Raw genomic sequence first — 18,622 nt, forward strand, 5'->3', positions numbered from 1 at the left:
CGTTTCGTTCAGTGAGAAGTTTGGGGGTGGAGGAGTTGCTGATTGAGGTATCTGCGTACGGCGTCTACATCCATGGGTGTTTCGGTGGTCAGGGTGTCGGACAGATCGGCGCAGGCACGGGCGGCTGCGGCGGCTCGTGGCAACATGGTGTTTTCATAGGCGCGGACGGCAGTGTCTCTCTCGGAGTGTGTGGCGAGGGCGTGGGCTAGGTCGACGCCGTCGAGCATGGCGAGGTTGGCCCCGATGCCGAACGGCGGCATGAGGTGGGCGGCATCGCCGAGCAGGGTGAGGCCCGGGGTGTGGTCCCAGCTGTGCCCGACCGGCAAGCCGTACAGGGGGCGGTTGATGAATCCTGCGTCGCTGTCGCGCAGCAGGCTGAGCAGGCTGTCGTGCCAGCCGTCGAACTCCCGCAGTAAGAGTTCCCGCACGGCGTCGGTGCCCTGGAAGTTCACGCCGGTGGCGGCGTGCCACTCCAGCGGGGTGTCGAGCATGGCGTAGATGCGCACGTGGCCGCCGCTGTTGCGCTGCGCGGACAGTGCTTTTCCGGCGGACTTGGCGATCATGGTGCCGTTGCCGATCAGGTTCGCGATGGCGGGGTGCTGGGTGTCGACGTGATCGAGATGGGTCTCGACGAGAGTGGTGCCGAGATATTCGGGCACGGCGTCGGATAGGGCCGGGCGGATCCGCGACCAGGCTCCGTCCGCGCCGATGATCAGTTCGAAGTCCTCGGCAGTACCGTCCGCCATATGCAGGCGGGCAGTACCGTCACCGAGCGGGGTCGCCCCGCTCGCGGTGCAGCCCCAGCGCACGGCGCCGTCGGCGAGGGAGCCCAGGAGCAGGGTGCGCAGCTGGCCGCGGTCGATCTCCGGTGCGTAGTCCTCCCCGTCGCCGGGCTGGTCGTGGCGCAGGACCCCGGCGGTGGCAGGTTCCAACACTCGGTGCTCCTGGCCCTCCGGGCGGGACAGAGCTCGGAACTGTTCGAACAGGCCCGCCGCGCGCAGGGCTGCCTGGCCGGTTTCGGGATGCAGATCCAGGGTGCCGCCCTGCGAGCGGGCGTCGGGAGAGCGCTCGCGCTCGTACACGGTGACCGGCCGGCCACACAGCTGCAGAACACGGGCACAGGCCAAGCCGCCGAGCCCAGCTCCGATGATCGCTACGCGCATGCCGAACCCTCCATCGTCAGCTCGTCGGAATCATCGTTGAGCGAAACACCGACGAGTACACAAACATTCGATCTCACAGGCCCACCCTGCGAGCCGCAGCTTGCGCAGGGCTTGCATGACACTGTCGCCGAAGCGAATCGACGAAGAGATCCAGACACCAGTGCGTGACCGCGAAGCCGCGAACGTGACGAGTGTCACTTCGTGTCAGATTCCGGGGACGCGGCGTGTCTCGAGGGCATGACTGATTTGAACGCCATCACCCAAGTGGTCGTCATCGGCGGCGGTTACGCCGGTGCCGTAGCGGCCAATCGGCTCCGGCTGCGTCGGGATATCGAGATCACCCTGGTCAATCCGCGCCCGGAGTTCGTCGAGCGCATGCGGTTGCACCAGTTCGTGGCCGGTACCCACGAGGCCGCTATCGGCTATGAGACGCTGCTCGGCGCGGGTGTGCGGTTGATCGTGGATCGTGCCGTCCGCGTCGATACTGCTACTCGCCGAGTGGAACTGGGGTCGGGGCGCGCGCTTGAATACGACTATGTGGTCTATGCGGTCGGCAGCACCGCCACCGTGCCCGCGTCGATACCTGGTGCGGCCGAGTTCGCCTACCCGATCGCCGAATACGAACACGCCCAGCGGCTGCGCGCCGCGCTGGCGGACGTGCCCGTTGGGGCGCCGATCGTCGTGGTCGGCGGCGGGCTGACCGGAATCGAGACCGCCGCCGAACTCGTCGAGCAGGGCCGCGCCGTCACGATCGTGAGTGGCGAGGGGTTGGCGGCGAACTTCTCGAATCCGGCGCGGCGGTCGGTAGCGAAGTGGCTGGCCGGGAACGGAGTCGAGGTACGTGAGCAGGCGCGGGTGCGCGAGGTGCGACGCGACGGGGTCGTACTGGCCGACGGCGATGTGCTGCCCGGTGCACTCACGATATGGACCGCCGGATTCGGGGTGCCCGAGCTGGCCTCACGCAGCGGTCTGCGCACCGACGAGCTGGGCCGCTTGCTGACCGACGAAACGCTGACCAGTATCGACGACGATCGCATCGTCGCCGCCGGGGACGCGGTCGCGCCCTCGGGCCGTCCACTGCGGATGAGCTGCTACGCCGCCCAGCCCCTGGGCGCCCAGGCCGCCGACACTGTCCTGGCCCGCATCGCGGGAGCCGAACCCAGCGTGCTGGATGTGGCGTTCGTGGCGTGCACCGTGGGCTTGGGCAGCCGCGCGGGTGTGATGCAGTTCAGCCGCCGTGACGACACACCCGTGCCGATGTACCTCGGCGGGCGCGTGGCCGGGCAGATCAAGGAGCGGGTGGGTCTGGCCGGACCGATCGCGACCATCCGCAAGGAAGCCCGCAAGCCCGGCGCGATCCCCACCTTCATGGGCTTGGGCAGGCGCAAGGAACTGAGCGCAGCAGAACCGAAGAGTACCGTGCAGCCGTGAACCCCATCGATGAACACACCGAGCGTTTCGTGCACCTGCGACCGCTGCTGTTCACCATCGCCTACGAAATCCTCGGCGCGGCAACCGAAGCCGACGATGTACTGCAAGACAGCTACCTGCGTTGGCGGCGCGTGGAGTTGACCACGGTGCGTGACACCAAATCCTATCTGGCCCAACTGGTTACTCGGCAGGCGTTGAATACGTTGCGGGCCGGCGCCAGCCGCCGCGAGGAGTACGTCGGTCCGTGGTTGCCCGAGCCGCTGCTGCTCGCCGACGGTGATGCCTCGAGCGACGTGGTGCTCACCGAATCGGTCTCGATGGGGATGCTGGTGGTGTTGGAAACGCTCACCCCCATCGAGCGGGCGGTCTTCGTGCTGCGCGAGGTCTTCGGCTTCGATTACGACGAGATCGCTTCCGCGACAGGCAAATCCCTCGACACCGTTTATCAGACGGCCCGCCGAGCCCGCAACCACGTGCAAGCGCGGCGCAAGCGGTACGGCCCCGTCGACACCGCCCGAACCGCAGCGGTCACCGAACGCTTCATCACCGCTGCGACCACCGGAGATATGGAAGGGCTGCTGTCGATGCTCGCGCCGGATATCACCTGGACCACCGACAGCGGCGGCAAGGTGACCGCGCTGCCGGAACTGGTCATCGCCGGCGCCGAGCGGGTGGGCCCGATTCTCATGGCGGTCTTCCGATACGCGCAGCGGCGACCGCAGGTGCGCATCGAGACAGTGAACTGCAACAGCCAACCGGCACTCGCGTGCTATGTCGGCGACAAACTGGAAGCCCTACTCGTCTTCGACATCGCCGACGACAGGATCATCAACGGTTACGGAATCCGCAACCCCGACAAACTGTCCGCGCTCGGAATCCCCCGCACAATCAGTCGCACCGAAAAGGCGTAACCTCACACGCGGTGCAGACATCCCCTGATACCGCGGGTCGAGCGGTTTACGGGTGCGATCGACTGCGTCGCAGAACGTGCGCACATGCCGGTCGGCGAGCTGTTTGGCGCCCAACGGGATCGCGCACGTCGCGCCGAGTGCAGCGCGGATGCCTCCGGCGGCTGCGGCGTCAGCGCGACGTGCAGTTCACAGACCTTTACCAGCCTCTAGCTGTAAACCACCAAACCCCACTTGCCGACTCGGTCCTGCACACAGGCGGAGGGCCCGGGATATTGTCCCCGGGACCGTACGTCCTGGCATTCTTGTTCGGTGTCGAAAATTGCGATGATCGTACCGATGGACCGATTGGCCTGATAGAGAACGTGCTGTTCGACGCCTCGGGTAACAACGTTCGGAGCCGTACCGACAGTCGCCTCCGCAACGGAGCCGACCGCACCGACCAGGCCGATCGCCGCCATGGTTATAGCCAACGTGCGAAACACTGAGCTTCCCCTCCTCGATCAAGATGGAATTATCTATCGATCTCGAGCCTGAAAGCAGGCACTCGAGAACACCAGCGAAGTCGAATCTGACACAGCGATTCTCTAAATGGCATGGAACATTTCAACTCCCCCTCGAAGTACCGGCCTCACCTCAGAATACGGCCGGGAGCGCACCCCCACCTCGTCATGGCTCGCGAGGCTTACAGAGTGCGACGGTACCAGCGCTCGGGGTTCACGGCAATGTTGGCCGCACGCACCCCGCACTCCCGCGGGATGCGAATCCTGCTGAGTGACCGCGCATCTGAGCCGTCCGCCGCGCCTGTCCGACTCGACGTGTACCCGCGCCCCGGCAATATCTTCGCCCATGCCTGAATCCCCTTTGCCTCATATTCTTTCGGCTTCGAGCTGGAAGATTCCACGCACATCAGAACCCAGCCACGCGTACAGCTGGGAATTGTTGGCCGCCAGTAGCTCTCGTGAATATCCGACGGCGTGGGAGTCGCCGATACCCACGGACATGCGTCGGGGAGCCGTTGCCCGGCCGGGCGGGTGCGCCGCCCAACGGGAGCGCGCACAGGAGATCACAGCCGCCATGCGCGGTACTGGCGGCGGGACCGGACGCGGAGTCAGGTTCCCCATCCTGGGGGCGCCACTCCTATGAGAGCGGCGGCCTCCCCGATCTACCGCGCTCGGGCCATGGTGGTCGACGGGAACGAAATCAGCTCCCGTTGAACAGCTTCGGAAGGAAGTCATGACCACCACCGCCATCCCACCCTCCTGGAATCTCACCGGCCGAGTCGCCGTCGTCACCGGCGCGGCCCGCGGCATCGGCCACGCCACGGCCACGCTGTTACGAGCACGCGGTGCACGGTTGGTCGTCACCGATCGTCTCGACACCGTCGAGGAATTCGCCGCGCACGATCCGGACCACGCGGCCGCCCTCGTCGGCGACGTGTCCGACGAGGAATTCGCCCGCGCCACCATGCACACGGCGCTCGATCGGTTCGGGCGGCTCGACATGCTGGTCAACAATGCGGGGCGGACACTGAACAAGCCGATCACCGATACCAGCGTCGAGGAGTTCGACGAGATCCTGCGCATCAACGCCCGCGGGAACTTCGTTCAGGCCCGCGAGGCATTCCGGGTGATGGAAACCCGCGGGGGTGGGGCGATCGTGTCGATCGCGTCGGTGTCCTCGCTCGTCGCCTTCGCCACTCAGACCGCCTATGCCGCATCGAAAGGCGCGCTGGCGCAGATCACTCGCGTGCTCGCCATCGAGGGCGGCCCCAAGGGGATTCGTTCCAACGCGGTACTGCCGGGCGTGATCGACACCGACATCATGGACGGCGTGGTCGAGGACGGTCGCGAAATGCTCGCCTCCTTCGGACCGGCGCACCCGATCGGCCGGATCGGCCGCCCCGAAGAGATCGCCGAAACCGTCGCGTTCCTCTGCTCCGATGCGGCGAGCTTCATCACCGGCGCACTGGTCGCGGCCGACGGCGGCTGGACCGCGCAGTGAACACAGCACGCCTCACCGGCAAAGTCGCGCTGATCACGGGCGCGACCGGCGGCATCGGAGCGGCCACCGCGGAACTGTTCGCCCGCGAGGGCGCGCGGCTGATCGTCACCGATACCGATGCCGCGATCGTGGAGACGCTCGCGGCGCGGCTGCGGTCCGACGGCGCCGAGGCGCTCGGCGCTCGCCTGGATGTTTCCTCGGCCGACCGATGGGCCCGGGTCGTCGAATCGGCCAGCGACCGGTTGGGCGGCCTCGACATTCTGATCAATATCGCCGGAGTCGTGGACTGGGCCGGTGTCGAGGACACCGAGCAGCGGGCATGGGATCGCGTAATCGCGGTCAACCAGACCGGTACCTGGCTCGGGATGAAGACGGCCATGCCGCTGCTGCGCGCATCCGGTAATGCCTCGATCGTCAACACCTCTTCGGTACTGGGCATCGTGGGCAGCGGATCGGCCGCGGCCTATCACGCGTCCAAGGGCGCGGTCCGACTACTGACCAAGACCGCCGCCGTCGAATACGCCACCCAGGGCGTGCGGATCAACTCCGTACATCCGGGAGTAATTGCCACACCGATGATTCAAGACATTCTCGACGAACAAGGCAACCAACAGCCCGACATCGTGCGGACACCCATGCGCCGCGCCGGACTCCCTCGCGAGATCGCCCACGCCATGCTCTTTCTCGCCAGTGACGAGTCGTCCTTCATCACAGGAGCCGAACTCATCGTCGACGGCGGACTCACCGCACACTGACACGAACTCGGCCCCGATATGAGCACTGAAATAACCAGTGGGAATCGGCCGAGGCCGTGCAGACCATGTTCGACGACCCGTAAAAAGCCACGGTGACCGTGAACTGACCGATCAACCGAGGATCGCTTCCCGACATCGGACGTGTTCGATCCGGGCGGCACGCTATTCCAGCAACCAGTGCAGCTCGTGCGCAAGGGTTTTGGCGACGGTGCGGATGCGGTGATGTAGAGGTGACTGCACGCGTGGGAGGACCAAGTGAAGCGTCAAGGTGGGTGCGCCCCGCAGCGGTCGCCATGTGAGACCGGCCGGTTGCGTCGTGACCGCGACCTCACCGGCCGGAGCGAGGGTGAGCCCGTCGCGCAGGTCGCGCTGAGACATATCGAAAGAGATTGCGGGCGTGTGAAATCGGGGGCCGGGCCGGGTATCGCGGAACAGTGCGGCCAGCTGATCGTGGATCACGGGGTTGGCCGCGCGGTCGGGCAGTCGCACCGGATACGCGGCCGCGTCGGCGATCTCGATCTCCGGGTGTTCGGCCAGCGGATGATGTTGTGCCAATTGGACTCCGACGCGCTGACGCCGCAGCAGGAACCGGCGCACGCCACGGCCCGGCTGTTCACCGCGGGTGATCCCCGCATCGATGCGGCCGTCGGCGACCGCGGGAGAGATCTCCGGTGTCGCCATCGGAACCGCGCCGACCTCGAGTCCCGGGCTGCTGCGAATGAGCCTGTCCACCAAGGCCGGTGCCGTCTCGGCCCCCGCGCTGAGGCTGTATCCGATGCGCAGCGTGCCCAGTTCACCGGCCCCCGCATTCCGGGCGATGTCCCATGCCCGGTCCAGCGCCGCCAGCGCGGGCGGCGCGGCCTCCGCCAAAGCCGCACCGGCCGTGGTCAATACGACGCTACGCGTGTTACGAACCAGCAGGCTCGTACCGAGTTCCGCCTCCAATCGACGCATCCGGGCACTGAGTGCGGGCTGCGCGATACCGATCCGCGCGGCCGCCCGGGTGAAGTTCAACTCCTGCGCCAGCACCAGAAAGTACCGCAGGCTCACCGTATCCGGCGCCATATGCCCTCCCTGCCGATTGATAACGATCCGTTCTGAGCCTATCCCGTCCCGGTCTTTCTCTCGACCGCATATCAAGCCCTAACCTGCGCATATGACGATTCGACCGACCGCGGTACCGGACACCGCGCCCACACACGCCGGGAGGCGCGCATGCACAAGCTGCTAGTCCTGTATCCCAAACCCGCGGACCCCGACCACTTCCGCGACTACTACGTGACCCACCACCTTCCACTGGCCACGAAAATGCCCGGACTGCTTGCGTGGCGCTACAGCTTCGACGTGACGGCGGCCAATGGAGAAGCGCCGTATTTCGCGGTCTTCGAAGCCGACTTCGCCGACGCCGACGCCATGCGGTCGGCACGGTCGTCGCCGCAAGGCCAGCGGGCGGGCGCCGACGTCGTCAACTACGCCACCGGCGGTGTGGTCATCATCGACTACCCGGTGCGGGACGACACCCACTGATACGGGACGGCACGCTCCACGCCTTCCGGCGGGATCCGTTGTCGGCCTGTGGGTTCGGCAGACCCTGCACAGGATTTTCTCTGCGATGGGCTGCGCGGGTAGCGCGGTCGGCACCCATGATGTGAATGTAAATACTCATTCGCATTTCGGCACGGGTCCGGGACACCACGTCATCGCCCTCAGCCACCGGGTCGCACGGCCCGACAGCGATGCGTTCACTTGGACGGAAATGGCCGTCCGCCGAGTAGGAAGCACGGCGTCATGAGCAATATCGCGCTCTACACGTTCGGCGTTCTCGACCCCGCCATGGAGCCGACCGCGCTGTCCGACTTGTCCAAGCGAGGTGACGAGATCTTCAGCGCTGTCGACGATGCCCCGGGGTTCGTCGGCCGGGCCGGAGGAGGCTATGGGGAGAACGCGGAACACGCACCCGGCCAAGATTTCGGCTGCTGGGGGATCTACGTACTCCCCCTGGGCCTTCCGGACTTCGCGGGTCACGACCCGCTCGCGCACATCGCGACATTGAGTCTGTGGCAAGACGTCGAGAGCGCACGCCTGTTCGTCTACAGCGGCCTGCACCGCGAGGTCCTGAAGCTCAGATACGACTGGTTCTTGAAAGGCCCTGGCCGGGTCACGTTCTCTGGAGCATCGAGGACGGCTCGGTCCCCCGCTGGTCGGACGGCGTAGCAAGACTCGAGGCTCCCGCCCGGAACGGAGAGTCCGCCCAGCACTTCACCTTCGGTTCACATTCGGCCCGAGCATGTGACCGCCGACGCCCATAGCCGGATACGGCGCGCACGCATCATCGAAGGCGCTGAGCGCCGCCGCGTGCTTCAGCGGTGCGCTCATGCCCATAACCCGGGGACGTTCAGTCGATCTGGTGGTTCCGTGTGTAGGCGGCGGAATGTTCGGGCGATGCGATGGTCAGGTAATAGACGCCCGTGGCCGGGTCGGCGGTGGTCATGCGATGTGCACCGTCGACCCGGGCAGGACCATGCGGACCTCGACGCTCGGTGCGAGGCGGGCGACCGCGTCGGCGTAGTGACGGGGGTCGTTGTCCGCCTTGGTGATCATGCGGTCGCCGAGGCGGCCGCTGTGGAATGCGTAGTGGTGCGGGATCGCCAGGGTCGGAAGCAATACGGCGGTCAGGGCGGCGGCCTGCTCGGCATCCATGACGACCTGGCGCATATCGGCCGCGCGCACGCACAGGCCGTTGGTCGGCAGGATCGTCAGGTCGAAGTGACCGAAACGGGTTGGGAGGGTGTCGAGTTCGGGAACCCGCAGCGAATCGCCGCCGAAAAATACGGTGCGCCCGCCGGATTGGAGTACAAAGGTGACCTCGTGGACGCCGTGCTCGCCGGGCGTGGCCGTCACCCGCAGGTCGCCGACGGTCGCCGACTCCCAGGCTTCGATGGTCCGCAGGTCGCGAAATCCCTTGCGGGCCGCGATGTCCGTCACGGTGTGCGGGGCGATCAGGGGTGTGTCGAGGTCGAAGCCGCCCGCGATCAGTGCGTCCAGGTCGCAGTGGTCATAGTGCTCGTGGCTGATCACCAGGGCGTCGATGCGGCCCAGGTCCGCGACGGTCGCGGTGACCGGTTCGCCCGGGTGGTAGGTCGCGGTCTCGGTGAACCACGGATCGGTCAATACCCGGATGTCGCCGAATTCGATGAGCTGGCAGGCATGCCCGATGCGGGTCACCGTGAGCGGAGTGGTCATGATCATGGTCCTCACTTCGAGATCTCGAGGTCGAGGATCGCGCCGAGCAGTTCCTCGGGTGTCTCGACCTGCGGCAGATGGCCGGTGCGGGGCAGCAGCGTGAAGACCGCGCCGGGAATCGCTGCGGCATAGGCCTTTCCGTACCCCGGGCCGACCATGCGGTCACTCTCACCCCACAGCACGTGTACCGGCACGTGGATGTCGGCCAGGCGCGCGGCCAGGGTCGGGTCGGTCATGGTCGGGCCGGTGTAGCCGATCAGCGCCTGCACGTCCGGGCTCGGGCCGGCGCCGCCGCCGGGCGGGACCGGCGCCTTGCTCGGGTCGTGCCAGGACAGTGCGCGGATCTCCTCGATCGACATGCCGCGCACATCGGTCAACGGGTGACCCTCGACCTCGATACCGATCCCGTCGATGATCACCGCGCCGCTGACTCGCGGGCTGGCCTGCAGGGCGATCTCGGCGGCCAGCCAGCCGCCGAAGGAATTGCCGATCACGGTCACGTCGGCGAGGTCGAGGCGGTCGAGCAGCGCCACGTAGGCGCGCGCCAGGGCGGCGACATCGGTCAGCCCGGTTGCTTTCGGGGTGCCGGAGAAGCCGGGGTGGGTGGGCAGCAGCACGCGGGAGTGGGTGCGCTCGGCCAGCAGGTCGGCGAATCCGGCCATGGTCGGGACTCCACCGCCGCCGTGCAGCAGCAGGAAGGGCCGGGTGCGGTCGCGGTCGGCGACGGTGATCTCGAGATCGCCTGCGAGTGTGTGGGTTTCGGTGGTGACGGGCCGGAGGGTGCCAGCCGGAACGGGAGTGCTCATTGTCGTTCTTTCTGCGCTGTCAATGATGTAAGAAACCTTATATCAGTAACCTTATATAAACAACCTTCTCAGATCGTCTAGGATGAGTGACATGACCTATCGCCTGGCCGAGGTGGGCCTGTCCGTCAAGCGACTGCAACACCGTCACCACCGCGCCATGAACCAGGCCCTGGCTCCGCTGGGTCTTTCCCTGGTGCAGTGGGACACGTTGCGTCATCTGCACCGCAATCCGGATGCCTCGCTGCACGATCTGGCGGTGCTGACCTTCCAGACCGATCAATCGTTCGGCTCGCTGGCCACCCGGATGGCCGACCGCGGACTGATCGAGCGCATCCCGGGCCCGGGTCGCGCTGTCCGCCACCGGCTTACAGCGGAGGGCGAGCGACTGCGCGCCGAGGGCCAGACGATCGCCGACGCGATCCTGAAAGAGTCCTTCCACAGCCTGTCGCCCACCGAACTCGACCAGCTGGGAACGCTCCTCGACAAAGCCCTCGGTCCCGAAGCGGTCTAGCGCCGACCACACTCACCGTCGGTCGGGATGCCTGCCGCGGTGGGGTGGCCAGGCAGTGCTCCCCGCGGCGGCCAACACGAGGTCGAGCACCCTTCCGCCCCTGAAGTGCCGTACTCGCCCGCCGTCGGCGCATCGTATGGCCGTGTCAGCGAGGATACTCGATGCTTGTGGAAACAATTCCCATGTGGACTGACCAGCGCACTATGGTGAACCTGCGTGATGTCTTGACGCGGTTCCAGCCGAACGATTGGCGGTGGCGAGTCGAAGAGTTCGAGGGTGCCGGAAGATTTCCCGGCGGCGTCACGTGGGCAGAGTTCGATGCCAATGTCGAGGCCGGGGCTGCCGTCTTCGATTGGGACGGAATCCAGCAGTTCGCCGACGGCTTGGACCAGATGATCGACGGCCGGATTGTCGCCACCGACGCGAACGGCGCCATCATGGCGACGATCGAGGCTCTGGACAGCACCGAATACGAGATCGTCGTCAATCCCGTGTCGGGCCAGCCTGCGGCCGCAACGCACTGATCCGAAGCTGGGCATGCCTTGGTCGGCCGTCCAGCGAACCGAATGCGCGGTAATGTCGCTGCGCGAATGGGCCGCAGAGCCCGCCGCTGCATCCGATCACTCGGATACCGGGGCGCAGTCCAGTATCTCGTTCACATGGAAGTAGCCGACGACCCTCGGCCCTTCGGTGATGACCACAACAGATCCCGGCCGGACGCTGTAGATACCCGCGTTCTCGACGACCAGCCATCCTCCGCAAGCGGATGAGCGCCGCGCCGTGCGATCAGCTACGCGAATCACGAACGAGGCGAGCCCCTCCTCGAGGGTGCACGGTGGCACGAATGCCGTTGAGGCATAGCCCTGATCCGCTGTGCGTGCTGGCCCCGACCGGCGTCCTCCTTGCCCCCGAGTGAGCCAGACGAGCTCACCGCCGAATGGAGGACTGCCGCGAAAGAACACTGGGACATCTTCCCCTGCGAATGGACGATGAGATGCGGATCCCGCGCAGGGCGCCAGGCGGCCCCGGCTTCGATCGGTCCAACAAGATCTCGTAGTCGCCGAAGTTCTGCGGTAGCGTGAAACGATCACGCACGTGGCGGGGCGGCGTGATCGAACAGCTCGTGCGGAATGGTCGGATCTGCTTGTACGAGAGGAGATTTCATGCGCACCAGAAATTTGTCCCGAATGTTCGGAGTGCCCGCGCTGGCAGCGGTCCCGCTTCTCGTCGGCGCCGTACCGGCGGAGGCCGCGCCGGACGGACAATCCTGGGACACCATTTTCACCGCGGCCCGATCGGGACTCTGTGTCGGCCGCATCGACCCCGGTATCGGCTACGGCGGGCTCGCGAACGGCGCGGCCCTGTTCAACTTCCAGGCAACACTGTGGGGCGTCGGCGACTGCCGGGTGACCATCACCGCGGACTGGCGCAACACCGACAACGGACGCAGCGGGTCGGTGAGCCAGGAGATCACCGGACCGGGCTATCACCATTACGGCGCCGAACCACGGATCTACCCGGGCCCAGGCCACATCACCGTCACCTTCACCATGGACGCCCTGTCGGCGCCCGCCCCTGCTCACGGTGAATGGCTCATGCCCCAACTGCCGGGCGACGGGAGTTAGCGGCCTTCAGATAGGCATCGACGACCGGATCCAGCCGGGCGGCCGCCGAGCGGCGGGTCAGACAGGTGGTCAAGGTCAGCTCGAATCCGGAAAAGTGCAGGGCTGCCAGACCTTCGGCGGCCGCGACCGCGGCCTCGAGATAGAGATCGAAACCAACGGAACCCGCAGCCCGCTCGCCGCTCTGGTCCGCCCCGAGGTCCGATTCAACGTGTCACCGAAACTGGCGCACTCCGGTGACCCACAGGCACGAAGAATCGTCCCCGCCGCACTGACGAGACTCGCCGAAACCCCGGCGCCGTATTCAAGTTCGTCTGCCGAAGTCCCACCGATCTCGACGAGGTCGCCGACCTGGTGAACCGATTCGGCCTTCGCTCGGTATGGATCATGCCCGGAGGCCGAAGCGCAGAGCAGATCACCAAACATCTGGAGGCCCTGGCCGACGCGGTGATCGACCGCAGGTGGAATCTCACGACAAGGCTCCAAACCCTGGCTTGGGGCCAGCGCAGAGGAGTTCGACTTCAGTCTCGGGCCGGTTCGCCGGCTGTCCCCGGTGCCGTTCTGCGGTAGAGGCCGCAGTACTCGTGCGAGGGTGGCGGATACCACCGGGTTACGGACCGACGGTGATCATGTGCCCCTGGTCGGTGGGATTGTTCACGATGAGGGTGGCCGACACCGTCTCCCAGGAATTCCCTGTCGGACAGGAGGCGTCACCGGATCTCCTTGTCGGCACGTAATCGAGGACCGTCATCGTCGGCAGCGACTTCAGACCGCCGTTGTCGACGCTGTTGGTGTAGGTGCCGGACACCGTGGCGGGTCCGTCCGGCGCGTAGACGGTGGTGCAATTCGCTGCCCCGCCGGTTGTGGTGGTCACTCCCCCTTGCGGAATGATCAGATCGGCGGCGATCGGTGACCCGTTCTGTGCCGCCATTCCCCAGATGCCGGTCGTCTTGACCGTGCGATCGGGCTCGTCGAAGTCGCATTTGCTCAGAGCCAGCGGGCCGAGCGACACGATCACCGGACCGCTGGTGTTCTTGTTGTTCGGTGCCGCGGGAACGGAACCGCCACTGGATATGGCGGTATAGCACGTGGTCTTCGAGATGCCTGTCCCGAAGACCACCGGACCCATGTTCGCGGTAGCGACACCGGCTCCGGCCGGGCTGACCGTGGTCGAGTCCTCGGCCCGCGCCGGACCAGCGCCGACTGCCATCGCGGCGGCGGTACAACTCACCGCGATCAGGGCCGCCCGTACGCGGGACAGTTTTCCGAACATTGCAAACTCCTTCGAGCGACACGAGGCTGGCGATCTCGGCCCGGCCGAAACCGGAGGCAAGGCAGGTTCGCGGAATGATCGGATTGCGGTATCACGCCCCCGCGATCCATCATCGAGCGCCCCTGCCTGTCCGGTAAAGCCCCTACTACCGTCGGGACCGGACTGTTCCGGTGGCCGATCGACTCTCTGGCACAACGACATCGGGCCGAGCGCGGGAATACACACCGATACCGGCCAAGATCGTTGTCGGCGACCACCTGCTGGCGCGCAGGTTCGTGGCGCGGGATCGGCCGTGGTCCTCGAATGCGACGGTGGGACCAGGGAGTCGACTCTTGAGGAACGGAATTGAAGACGGCACTGGTCGAGCGGGCCACTGGGACGCCTCGGTGGCATCGACGACCCGCTGCAGGGTGGGATCGGCTTCCCAAAGCCGCGCCAGACGGGCAGCGAAAAGCGTTCGTGGCGAAACATTCTCAGGATCAGCGCCCAGACCGATCAAACTCCAAGCCATTACGACCGTGGCGGGATCGATCACGGCCCACATATCGACGACACCTCATCCACTCGTCGGCCCTATCATGCGTTATCCGCCGGCCGGATTCGGGTGAAACGCGGCCTGCTGCTTGATATTCGATGGGCGGTGATCGAGGCCCGTGCACGGGTTGGTCAGCCCCCCAGATTTTGGGGGCGCTTCGCCTAGCTAACGAAGTCCGGGGGTCATCCGACGATCAAACCATAAGTCCGAAAAGCCCAAAGGTGCAAAAGCTCTCGTCGCGGGTCGGGTCGCCTCGGGTGGCTATCTCGCAGCCATGGCCGGAGCCGTCATGCTGATCGCGGGCTGCGGCACCACAACAAACAGCTCGCCGGGTCCGACCGGGCCCGGGTCGACCACCCCGGCTGCTGCCACCACAACGGCTGGCACCGCAGAGGCATCAGCGTCGCAACCCGCTCCGGCCGAGGATGTCGTCACAAAGTCCACGAACACCGCAGCCCCTGCCCCCAGCGTGGAAAACCCCTCCACCACAACAGCGCCGGCTGCCGCTTCGGTGTGGGACGCTTGCTCGCTGTCGGAATCCGCGCTCGCCGCCGCGGGTTTGGATACGGCTTCCAAGGCGCGCGTGCCCGACGCCGGGAACCCGGCCGCCCGCGTGTGCAAGTGGCAATCCGCCGATCGGTCCTACGAACTGGTCGTCACCGCCTCCGACCGCACCTTCGACGATCAGCTCGCCTCCGGTCGGTACACCGATGTGCGCAGGACCCAGTGCTACGGCCGGGACTTGGCCGTGTACCGCGCGGCGCAGGACACCGCCAAACTCGGTTGCTACGCCGGAACGCCAGCCGCCTTCGGCAGCATCGTGTTCACGGTGCGCAACGACCGCACCCAGAGCGGCGAAGCCGAACCATGCGCCATAGCGAATCGTCTCGGAGCCGCACTGTTCAGGTCGCTCCCGTAACCCGTCACGAACAAGACCTCCGGCGGCTCGAGAATCAGCCCGCCCGCGCGGCAATCATGCTGGAGCCGACCGGAGGCGTGTGACTTCGAAGGTTCACCATCGCCCCGCCGACTTCCATCTTCTCCGCCCGCTGCCGCGGCAAGGCCAATTGTTCGGGATGGCTTTCTCCGACAAGTACGAATACGACAATCGACCCTATGAGTGGTTCTCCGGATCGAAGGCGGCCCGCCACCGCTGGCGTGGTACCGGATTGCCATGTGGTGATCGGTTCAGGGATTGGACGGGCGCGTTTCGGTCCAATCGACCAGAAGCTGCCGTTCGCTGAACAACCAGCGGCGGTCCGCGCAGTGGGCATAGGCGTCGAACAGTTCGCGAATCGCCAGCCGATCGGCGGCCTCCTGCGGTGATACGGCCACATGAGTACTCATCGGCATCACCGTGGAGCGGAGGCCGGGAAATTCGCGCTCATACTGGAAATCGTCCGCCGCATAACGAAGGGAGAGCGATCGTGCGGCTCGCGCGATATCGCTGTGCTCCACCGCTCGACCGGGCGCGCTGAAATCACGCTGCGCCGTCGAGCATTCGGGGCGGCGTCGACGTCGGAGAGTCGGGCTCGGCTGTAAACCGAGTGCCTCATGCTGAGTGGGTTCGAATCCCACCCGCCCCACGGTGCGGTCGGTCTGCGCGACGAGATCGACTGCGGCGCTGAACATGCGGTATTGCCGATGAGCGAGTATCTAATGGGATACGCGGTCGGCTCCGACGGCCGTGCAGTCGTACTGCTGTGCCGGTTGGAGTTCTAATTCGGTGGGATGCTGAGTTTGTGGTGGAACAAGTTGGTGGGGTCGTATTTTCGTTTGAGTTCTGACAGGCGGGCCAGGTGGTTGCCCCAGTAAGCGGTCGAGATGTCGTCGGAGGTGGCGTTTTCGGCCAGGTCGTCATCGCCGATGTAGCCGCCGGCGCTGTAAGGGCGGAAGACGTTGTAGGCCTCGTTCAGCCAGATGTCGTTGGCTCGGCCGGCCTGGATGAGGCTGTCCTCGTCGGGGAAGTCCGCGAGTTCGAACCAGCTGGACATGCCCATCGCCCAGGTGGCGCCGCGGACCGGGATCGCGGTGTCGCCCAGCAGGGGGCCGTCGTCGGGGTTCAGGCTGACCAGTTGGATTCGGCTGCCGGTCAACGGTTGTCGGGCGACGATCTCGGCAAGGTGGTTGATGCATTCGGCGTTGAGCGGTTCGGGGAGGAATCCGGCGCGGATGGTCATGTAGCGCAGGTGTTCGTCGTGTTCGCGTTCGATGGCGCTCAGATCGCTGTACCAGGGCGCCGAGGTCTGGGTCAGGCCGAAGTCGCGCACCGATTCCAGGAAGCTGACCATCTTGACCTGCTTGGCGGTGGTCGGCGGCAATGCGGCGTCCAGGTCGGCGAGCACGGTGTCGCGTTCGGTTCCGGTGTCGGTCAGAACGGCGCCGACGAACTCCACTTCGCCGAGCCAGAGACAGATCCACGGGTTGGCGGTGCGCGACATCGACAGCGCGTAATTCTGTAACAGGGTGAAATGCTTCGCGAAGTCGATGTCAGAGCGTTTCCACTTGTAGGAGAACCGCGCCACCGCGCGCGGGGCCTTGGTCAGTTCTATTTTCGCTCGGGTGATGATGCCGAAGGAGCCGGTGCCGTTGCCTCGGACGGCCCAGAACAGATCCGGGTTGGTGGTCTTGTCGGCCACCCGCAGTTCGCCGTCGGCGGTGACGATCTCGACCTGCAGGATCTGGTCGGTGAGGATGCCGGCGGTGCGGGAGTAGTGACCGTAGCCGCCGCATTGCAGCTGACCACCGATCCCGACAGTGACGCAGCTGCCCGCGGGCACCATGAACCCGCCCTGGTTGAACGCTTCTCGGTACAGGTCGCCGAGCAGAACACCGCCTCCGACGATCGCGACCTGCTCATCGGATCGGATCTCGATCTTGTTGAATTTCACCATGTCGACGACCAGAGCCTTGTCGTCCTCGCCGCCGAGACTCAACCCCTCGAACGAGTGCCCACCCGAACGGGCCACCACCCGGGCGCCGGCTCTTGCGCGTACGCAGTCGAGCACGGTCTGTATCTCTTCAACACTCGTCGGCTGAACGATGCCCAGTGGCCGATAGCGGTTGCGGACATTCCAGGTGGCCCTCGCCCGGTCGAAGTCGGGATCGCCGGGAAAGCTCATCCGCGTCGTCGGTAGCTTGCCGTGAAGAAGCGTCCGGATCTCGGTCACGAACTAGGTTCCTCTCGTCGGTGACACATCCGTTCCCGCCGCCAACAATGCAGGCCGATCGGCGGTGAACCGTTCAGCTCGGCGGGTGTGTCGCAATGGCGGTAGATCGTGATCGCGACAAGATGGTGACCATGACGGAGCCCTCCCCGCCCGCGCCCGGCCGGACCACGCTCGTGCTGGGCGGAACCGGCCCGGTGCGAATGGGATGGCTGGTGGGGCTGATGAACGGGCTGGCCGCCCGCGGAGTACAGCTGTGCGAGGCCGACCGGATCGTGGGCACCTCCGGGGGTGCGCTCGCGTCCGCAATGCTGACCACCCACGGGGATCTCATGCGGTTGCTGGGTCCCGACGCTTCGCCCGCGCCACCGGCCGATTCCCAGGCCGCCACCGACGCACTGACGATGCTCGGTGAGCCGGGCCTGGACCTGGCGCAGGCACGGCGCAAGGCGGGTGAGAAAGCCGTCGCGGCTGCGAGCAGCGATCCACGAGAACACATCGCCCGCATGCGCGCGCTGACCGGAACCGAATCCTGGCCGCCACGGGATCTCGTGATCACCGCCGTTGACATCACCACCGGTGACCTACACGGGTGGACACGCGACGGCGAGGCGTCACTCCCCGAAGCCATGGCAGCCAGCACCGCGGTACCCGGCGTACTGCCCCCGATTCCCATCGGCGGCCGCTCCTACATCGACGGCGGCGTCGGTTCCGCCATCAACGCCCACCTGGCCGCCGGCGCGGACCTGATCATCATCATCGACGCCGTGGCCGACGAATTCTCGCGCCTGCCCACCGATCAGGACCTCGGCCGAGCCACCGTCCTGACACTCGTACCCGACGACGCCGCGATCGCCGCATGCGGCACCGACATCTTCGACCTCACCCGCCAGCCCGCCGCCTACGACGCCGGTCTGCGCCAATCCGAGGACGCGGCAACACGATTGAAGGAATTCGACTGGCCGACCCACTGACCATCTCCAGCGGTGACACGCAGGCATCACATTTGCCGTCCCTGGGCACCTGCCCCGAACCCGAAGCCCTGGGGGGACCGCGCTGTCGCAGCCGCCTCCCACGAATATCCGCACATGCCGCGTGTAGCGCGGTTCGACGCGGCTGTGCCCACTCCCGGAAGGTCAACGGGCCGAGAACATCTCGGCCCGCCGAACGCACCATATTGCCGACTTCCAGATTTGCGCACGGT

At 66.1% G+C, this 18,622-nt stretch carries 20 protein-coding genes and 1 tRNA gene; 14 read left to right on the plus strand and 7 right to left on the minus strand.

The features are described 5' to 3' along the window. Positions 1 to 8: 8 nt before the first annotated feature. Positions 9 to 1,163, minus strand: a complete 1,155-nt coding sequence (locus NP4_RS23990) for an FAD-dependent oxidoreductase (RefSeq protein ID WP_068001934.1) — start codon at positions 1,161 to 1,163, stop codon at positions 9 to 11. 237 nt (positions 1,164 to 1,400) lie between these two features. On the opposite strand from NP4_RS23990, the gene NP4_RS23995 reads away from it, so the two are divergent. From NP4_RS23995 to NP4_RS24015, 4 genes are all read left to right on the plus strand, one after another. Then, complete coding sequence (locus NP4_RS23995) at positions 1,401 to 2,594, plus strand: NAD(P)/FAD-dependent oxidoreductase (RefSeq protein WP_068001937.1); 1,194 nt, start codon at positions 1,401 to 1,403, stop codon at positions 2,592 to 2,594. Continuing rightward, positions 2,591 to 3,505, plus strand: a complete 915-nt coding sequence (sigJ, locus tag NP4_RS24000) for an RNA polymerase sigma factor SigJ (protein ID WP_068001939.1) — start codon at positions 2,591 to 2,593, stop codon at positions 3,503 to 3,505. Before NP4_RS23995 ends, sigJ begins: the two co-directional genes overlap by 4 nt. Positions 3,506 to 4,738: 1,233 nt before the next feature. Beyond that, a complete protein-coding gene (locus tag NP4_RS24010; protein ID WP_068001942.1) occupies positions 4,739 to 5,506 on the plus strand; it encodes an SDR family NAD(P)-dependent oxidoreductase in 768 nt (255 codons plus the stop codon). After that, the gene (locus NP4_RS24015) at positions 5,503 to 6,261 is read left to right on the plus strand and encodes an SDR family NAD(P)-dependent oxidoreductase (RefSeq protein WP_068001944.1); all 759 of its coding nucleotides are present in this window, start codon (positions 5,503 to 5,505) and stop codon (positions 6,259 to 6,261) included. Before NP4_RS24010 ends, NP4_RS24015 begins: the two co-directional genes overlap by 4 nt. 162 nt (positions 6,262 to 6,423) lie before the next feature. Here NP4_RS24015 and NP4_RS24020 read toward each other — a convergent pair whose 3' ends face one another. Continuing rightward, on the minus strand, positions 6,424 to 7,326 hold the full coding sequence (locus NP4_RS24020) for a LysR family transcriptional regulator (RefSeq protein ID WP_068001945.1): 903 nt from the start codon (positions 7,324 to 7,326) through the stop codon (positions 6,424 to 6,426). Between the two features lie 150 nt (positions 7,327 to 7,476). On the opposite strand from NP4_RS24020, the gene NP4_RS24025 reads away from it, so the two are divergent. From NP4_RS24025 to NP4_RS43425, 3 genes are all read left to right on the plus strand, one after another. Further along, positions 7,477 to 7,788, plus strand: coding sequence for an EthD family reductase (locus tag NP4_RS24025; protein WP_068001947.1), 312 nt, complete (start codon positions 7,477 to 7,479; stop codon positions 7,786 to 7,788). A 261-nt stretch (positions 7,789 to 8,049) separates the two neighbouring features. After that, the gene (locus tag NP4_RS24030) at positions 8,050 to 8,475 is read left to right on the plus strand and encodes a DUF3291 domain-containing protein (RefSeq protein ID WP_068001950.1); all 426 of its coding nucleotides are present in this window, start codon (positions 8,050 to 8,052) and stop codon (positions 8,473 to 8,475) included. Next, positions 8,436 to 8,570, plus strand: a complete 135-nt coding sequence (locus NP4_RS43425; RefSeq protein ID WP_373863863.1) for a DUF3291 domain-containing protein — start codon at positions 8,436 to 8,438, stop codon at positions 8,568 to 8,570. Before NP4_RS24030 ends, NP4_RS43425 begins: the two co-directional genes overlap by 40 nt. Positions 8,571 to 8,748: 178 nt before the next feature. On the opposite strand, the gene NP4_RS24035 is transcribed toward NP4_RS43425, so the two are convergent. Further along, positions 8,749 to 9,504 carry an MBL fold metallo-hydrolase gene (locus NP4_RS24035; RefSeq protein WP_068002130.1) on the minus strand — a complete coding sequence of 252 codons (756 nt, stop codon included), beginning with the start codon at positions 9,502 to 9,504 and terminating at the stop codon, positions 8,749 to 8,751. Between the two features lie 11 nt (positions 9,505 to 9,515). Continuing rightward, the gene (locus tag NP4_RS24040; RefSeq protein ID WP_068001953.1) at positions 9,516 to 10,310 is read right to left on the minus strand and encodes an alpha/beta fold hydrolase; all 795 of its coding nucleotides are present in this window, start codon (positions 10,308 to 10,310) and stop codon (positions 9,516 to 9,518) included. Positions 10,311 to 10,401: 91 nt separating this feature from the next. Between NP4_RS24040 and NP4_RS24045 the strand changes: the two genes are divergently transcribed. From NP4_RS24045 to NP4_RS24055, 3 genes are all read left to right on the plus strand, one after another. Continuing rightward, complete coding sequence (locus NP4_RS24045) at positions 10,402 to 10,821, plus strand: MarR family winged helix-turn-helix transcriptional regulator (RefSeq protein ID WP_068001955.1); 420 nt, start codon at positions 10,402 to 10,404, stop codon at positions 10,819 to 10,821. A 161-nt stretch (positions 10,822 to 10,982) separates the two neighbouring features. Then, positions 10,983 to 11,345: a hypothetical protein gene (locus NP4_RS24050; protein ID WP_114755428.1), complete on the plus strand. Its 363-nt coding sequence runs from the start codon at positions 10,983 to 10,985 to the stop codon at positions 11,343 to 11,345. Positions 11,346 to 11,984: 639 nt separating this feature from the next. Further along, positions 11,985 to 12,446: a hypothetical protein gene (locus NP4_RS24055; protein ID WP_147287799.1), complete on the plus strand. Its 462-nt coding sequence runs from the start codon at positions 11,985 to 11,987 to the stop codon at positions 12,444 to 12,446. 607 nt (positions 12,447 to 13,053) lie between these two features. Here NP4_RS24055 and NP4_RS24060 read toward each other — a convergent pair. Then, positions 13,054 to 13,716: a hypothetical protein gene (locus tag NP4_RS24060; RefSeq protein ID WP_068001965.1), complete on the minus strand. Its 663-nt coding sequence runs from the start codon at positions 13,714 to 13,716 to the stop codon at positions 13,054 to 13,056. Positions 13,717 to 14,540: 824 nt separating this feature from the next. On the opposite strand from NP4_RS24060, the gene NP4_RS40175 reads away from it, so the two are divergent. Further along, a complete protein-coding gene (locus NP4_RS40175; protein ID WP_169813798.1) occupies positions 14,541 to 15,170 on the plus strand; it encodes a DUF3558 family protein in 630 nt (209 codons plus the stop codon). 269 nt (positions 15,171 to 15,439) lie between these two features. Here NP4_RS40175 and NP4_RS42160 read toward each other — a convergent pair whose 3' ends face one another. After that, the gene (locus NP4_RS42160; protein WP_211335695.1) at positions 15,440 to 15,598 is read right to left on the minus strand and encodes a hypothetical protein; all 159 of its coding nucleotides are present in this window, start codon (positions 15,596 to 15,598) and stop codon (positions 15,440 to 15,442) included. A 156-nt stretch (positions 15,599 to 15,754) separates the two neighbouring features. Here NP4_RS42160 and NP4_RS41140 point away from each other — a divergent pair. Both NP4_RS41140 and NP4_RS41145 read left to right on the plus strand, forming a co-directional pair. After that, a tRNA-Tyr gene (locus NP4_RS41140) sits at positions 15,755 to 15,837 on the plus strand. Continuing rightward, positions 15,806 to 15,973 (plus strand): hypothetical protein, encoded by a 168-nt coding sequence (locus tag NP4_RS41145; protein ID WP_156524939.1) that lies wholly within the window; start codon positions 15,806 to 15,808, stop codon positions 15,971 to 15,973. Before NP4_RS41140 ends, NP4_RS41145 begins: the two co-directional genes overlap by 32 nt. Here the strand turns inward: NP4_RS41145 and NP4_RS24080 are convergent. Further along, complete coding sequence (locus tag NP4_RS24080; RefSeq protein ID WP_147287798.1) at positions 15,970 to 17,421, minus strand: FAD-binding oxidoreductase; 1,452 nt, start codon at positions 17,419 to 17,421, stop codon at positions 15,970 to 15,972. The genes NP4_RS41145 and NP4_RS24080 overlap by 4 nt on opposite strands. A gap of 131 nt (positions 17,422 to 17,552) precedes the next feature. Between NP4_RS24080 and NP4_RS24085 the strand changes: the two genes are divergently transcribed. Further along, entirely contained in the window at positions 17,553 to 18,392 is an 840-nt protein-coding gene (locus NP4_RS24085) for a patatin-like phospholipase family protein (protein ID WP_068002133.1), read from the plus strand. Positions 18,393 to 18,622 lie beyond the last annotated feature (230 nt).

The sequence above is a fragment of the Nocardia pseudobrasiliensis NBRC 108224 genome, from assembly GCF_001613105.1.
GTDB classification, from domain to species: domain Bacteria; phylum Actinomycetota; class Actinomycetes; order Mycobacteriales; family Mycobacteriaceae; genus Nocardia; species Nocardia pseudobrasiliensis.

Bases quoted from the DNA above. Each gene is read 5' to 3' on its own strand.
- NP4_RS23990 (WP_068001934.1), bottom strand. From the start codon at position 1,163: ATGCGCGTAGCGATCATCGGAGCTGGGCTCGGCGGCTTGGCCTGTGCC.
- NP4_RS23995 (WP_068001937.1), top strand. From the start codon at position 1,401: ATGACTGATTTGAACGCCATCACCCAAGTGGTCGTCATCGGCGGCGGT.
- NP4_RS24010 (WP_068001942.1), top strand. From the start codon at position 4,739: ATGACCACCACCGCCATCCCACCCTCCTGGAATCTCACCGGCCGAGTC.
- NP4_RS24020 (WP_068001945.1), bottom strand. From the start codon at position 7,326: ATGGCGCCGGATACGGTGAGCCTGCGGTACTTTCTGGTGCTGGCGCAG.
- NP4_RS24025 (WP_068001947.1), top strand. From the start codon at position 7,477: ATGCACAAGCTGCTAGTCCTGTATCCCAAACCCGCGGACCCCGACCAC.
- NP4_RS24030 (WP_068001950.1), top strand. From the start codon at position 8,050: ATGAGCAATATCGCGCTCTACACGTTCGGCGTTCTCGACCCCGCCATG.
- NP4_RS24035 (WP_068002130.1), bottom strand. From the start codon at position 9,504: ATGACCACTCCGCTCACGGTGACCCGCATCGGGCATGCCTGCCAGCTC.
- NP4_RS24040 (WP_068001953.1), bottom strand. From the start codon at position 10,310: ATGAGCACTCCCGTTCCGGCTGGCACCCTCCGGCCCGTCACCACCGAA.
- NP4_RS24045 (WP_068001955.1), top strand. From the start codon at position 10,402: ATGACCTATCGCCTGGCCGAGGTGGGCCTGTCCGTCAAGCGACTGCAA.
- NP4_RS24050 (WP_114755428.1), top strand. From the start codon at position 10,983: ATGCTTGTGGAAACAATTCCCATGTGGACTGACCAGCGCACTATGGTG.
- NP4_RS24055 (WP_147287799.1), top strand. From the start codon at position 11,985: ATGCGCACCAGAAATTTGTCCCGAATGTTCGGAGTGCCCGCGCTGGCA.
- NP4_RS24060 (WP_068001965.1), bottom strand. From the start codon at position 13,716: ATGTTCGGAAAACTGTCCCGCGTACGGGCGGCCCTGATCGCGGTGAGT.
- NP4_RS40175 (WP_169813798.1), top strand. From the start codon at position 14,541: ATGCTGATCGCGGGCTGCGGCACCACAACAAACAGCTCGCCGGGTCCG.
- NP4_RS42160 (WP_211335695.1), bottom strand. From the start codon at position 15,598: ATGAGTACTCATGTGGCCGTATCACCGCAGGAGGCCGCCGATCGGCTG.
- NP4_RS41145 (WP_156524939.1), top strand. From the start codon at position 15,806: ATGCTGAGTGGGTTCGAATCCCACCCGCCCCACGGTGCGGTCGGTCTG.
- NP4_RS24085 (WP_068002133.1), top strand. From the start codon at position 17,553: ATGACGGAGCCCTCCCCGCCCGCGCCCGGCCGGACCACGCTCGTGCTG.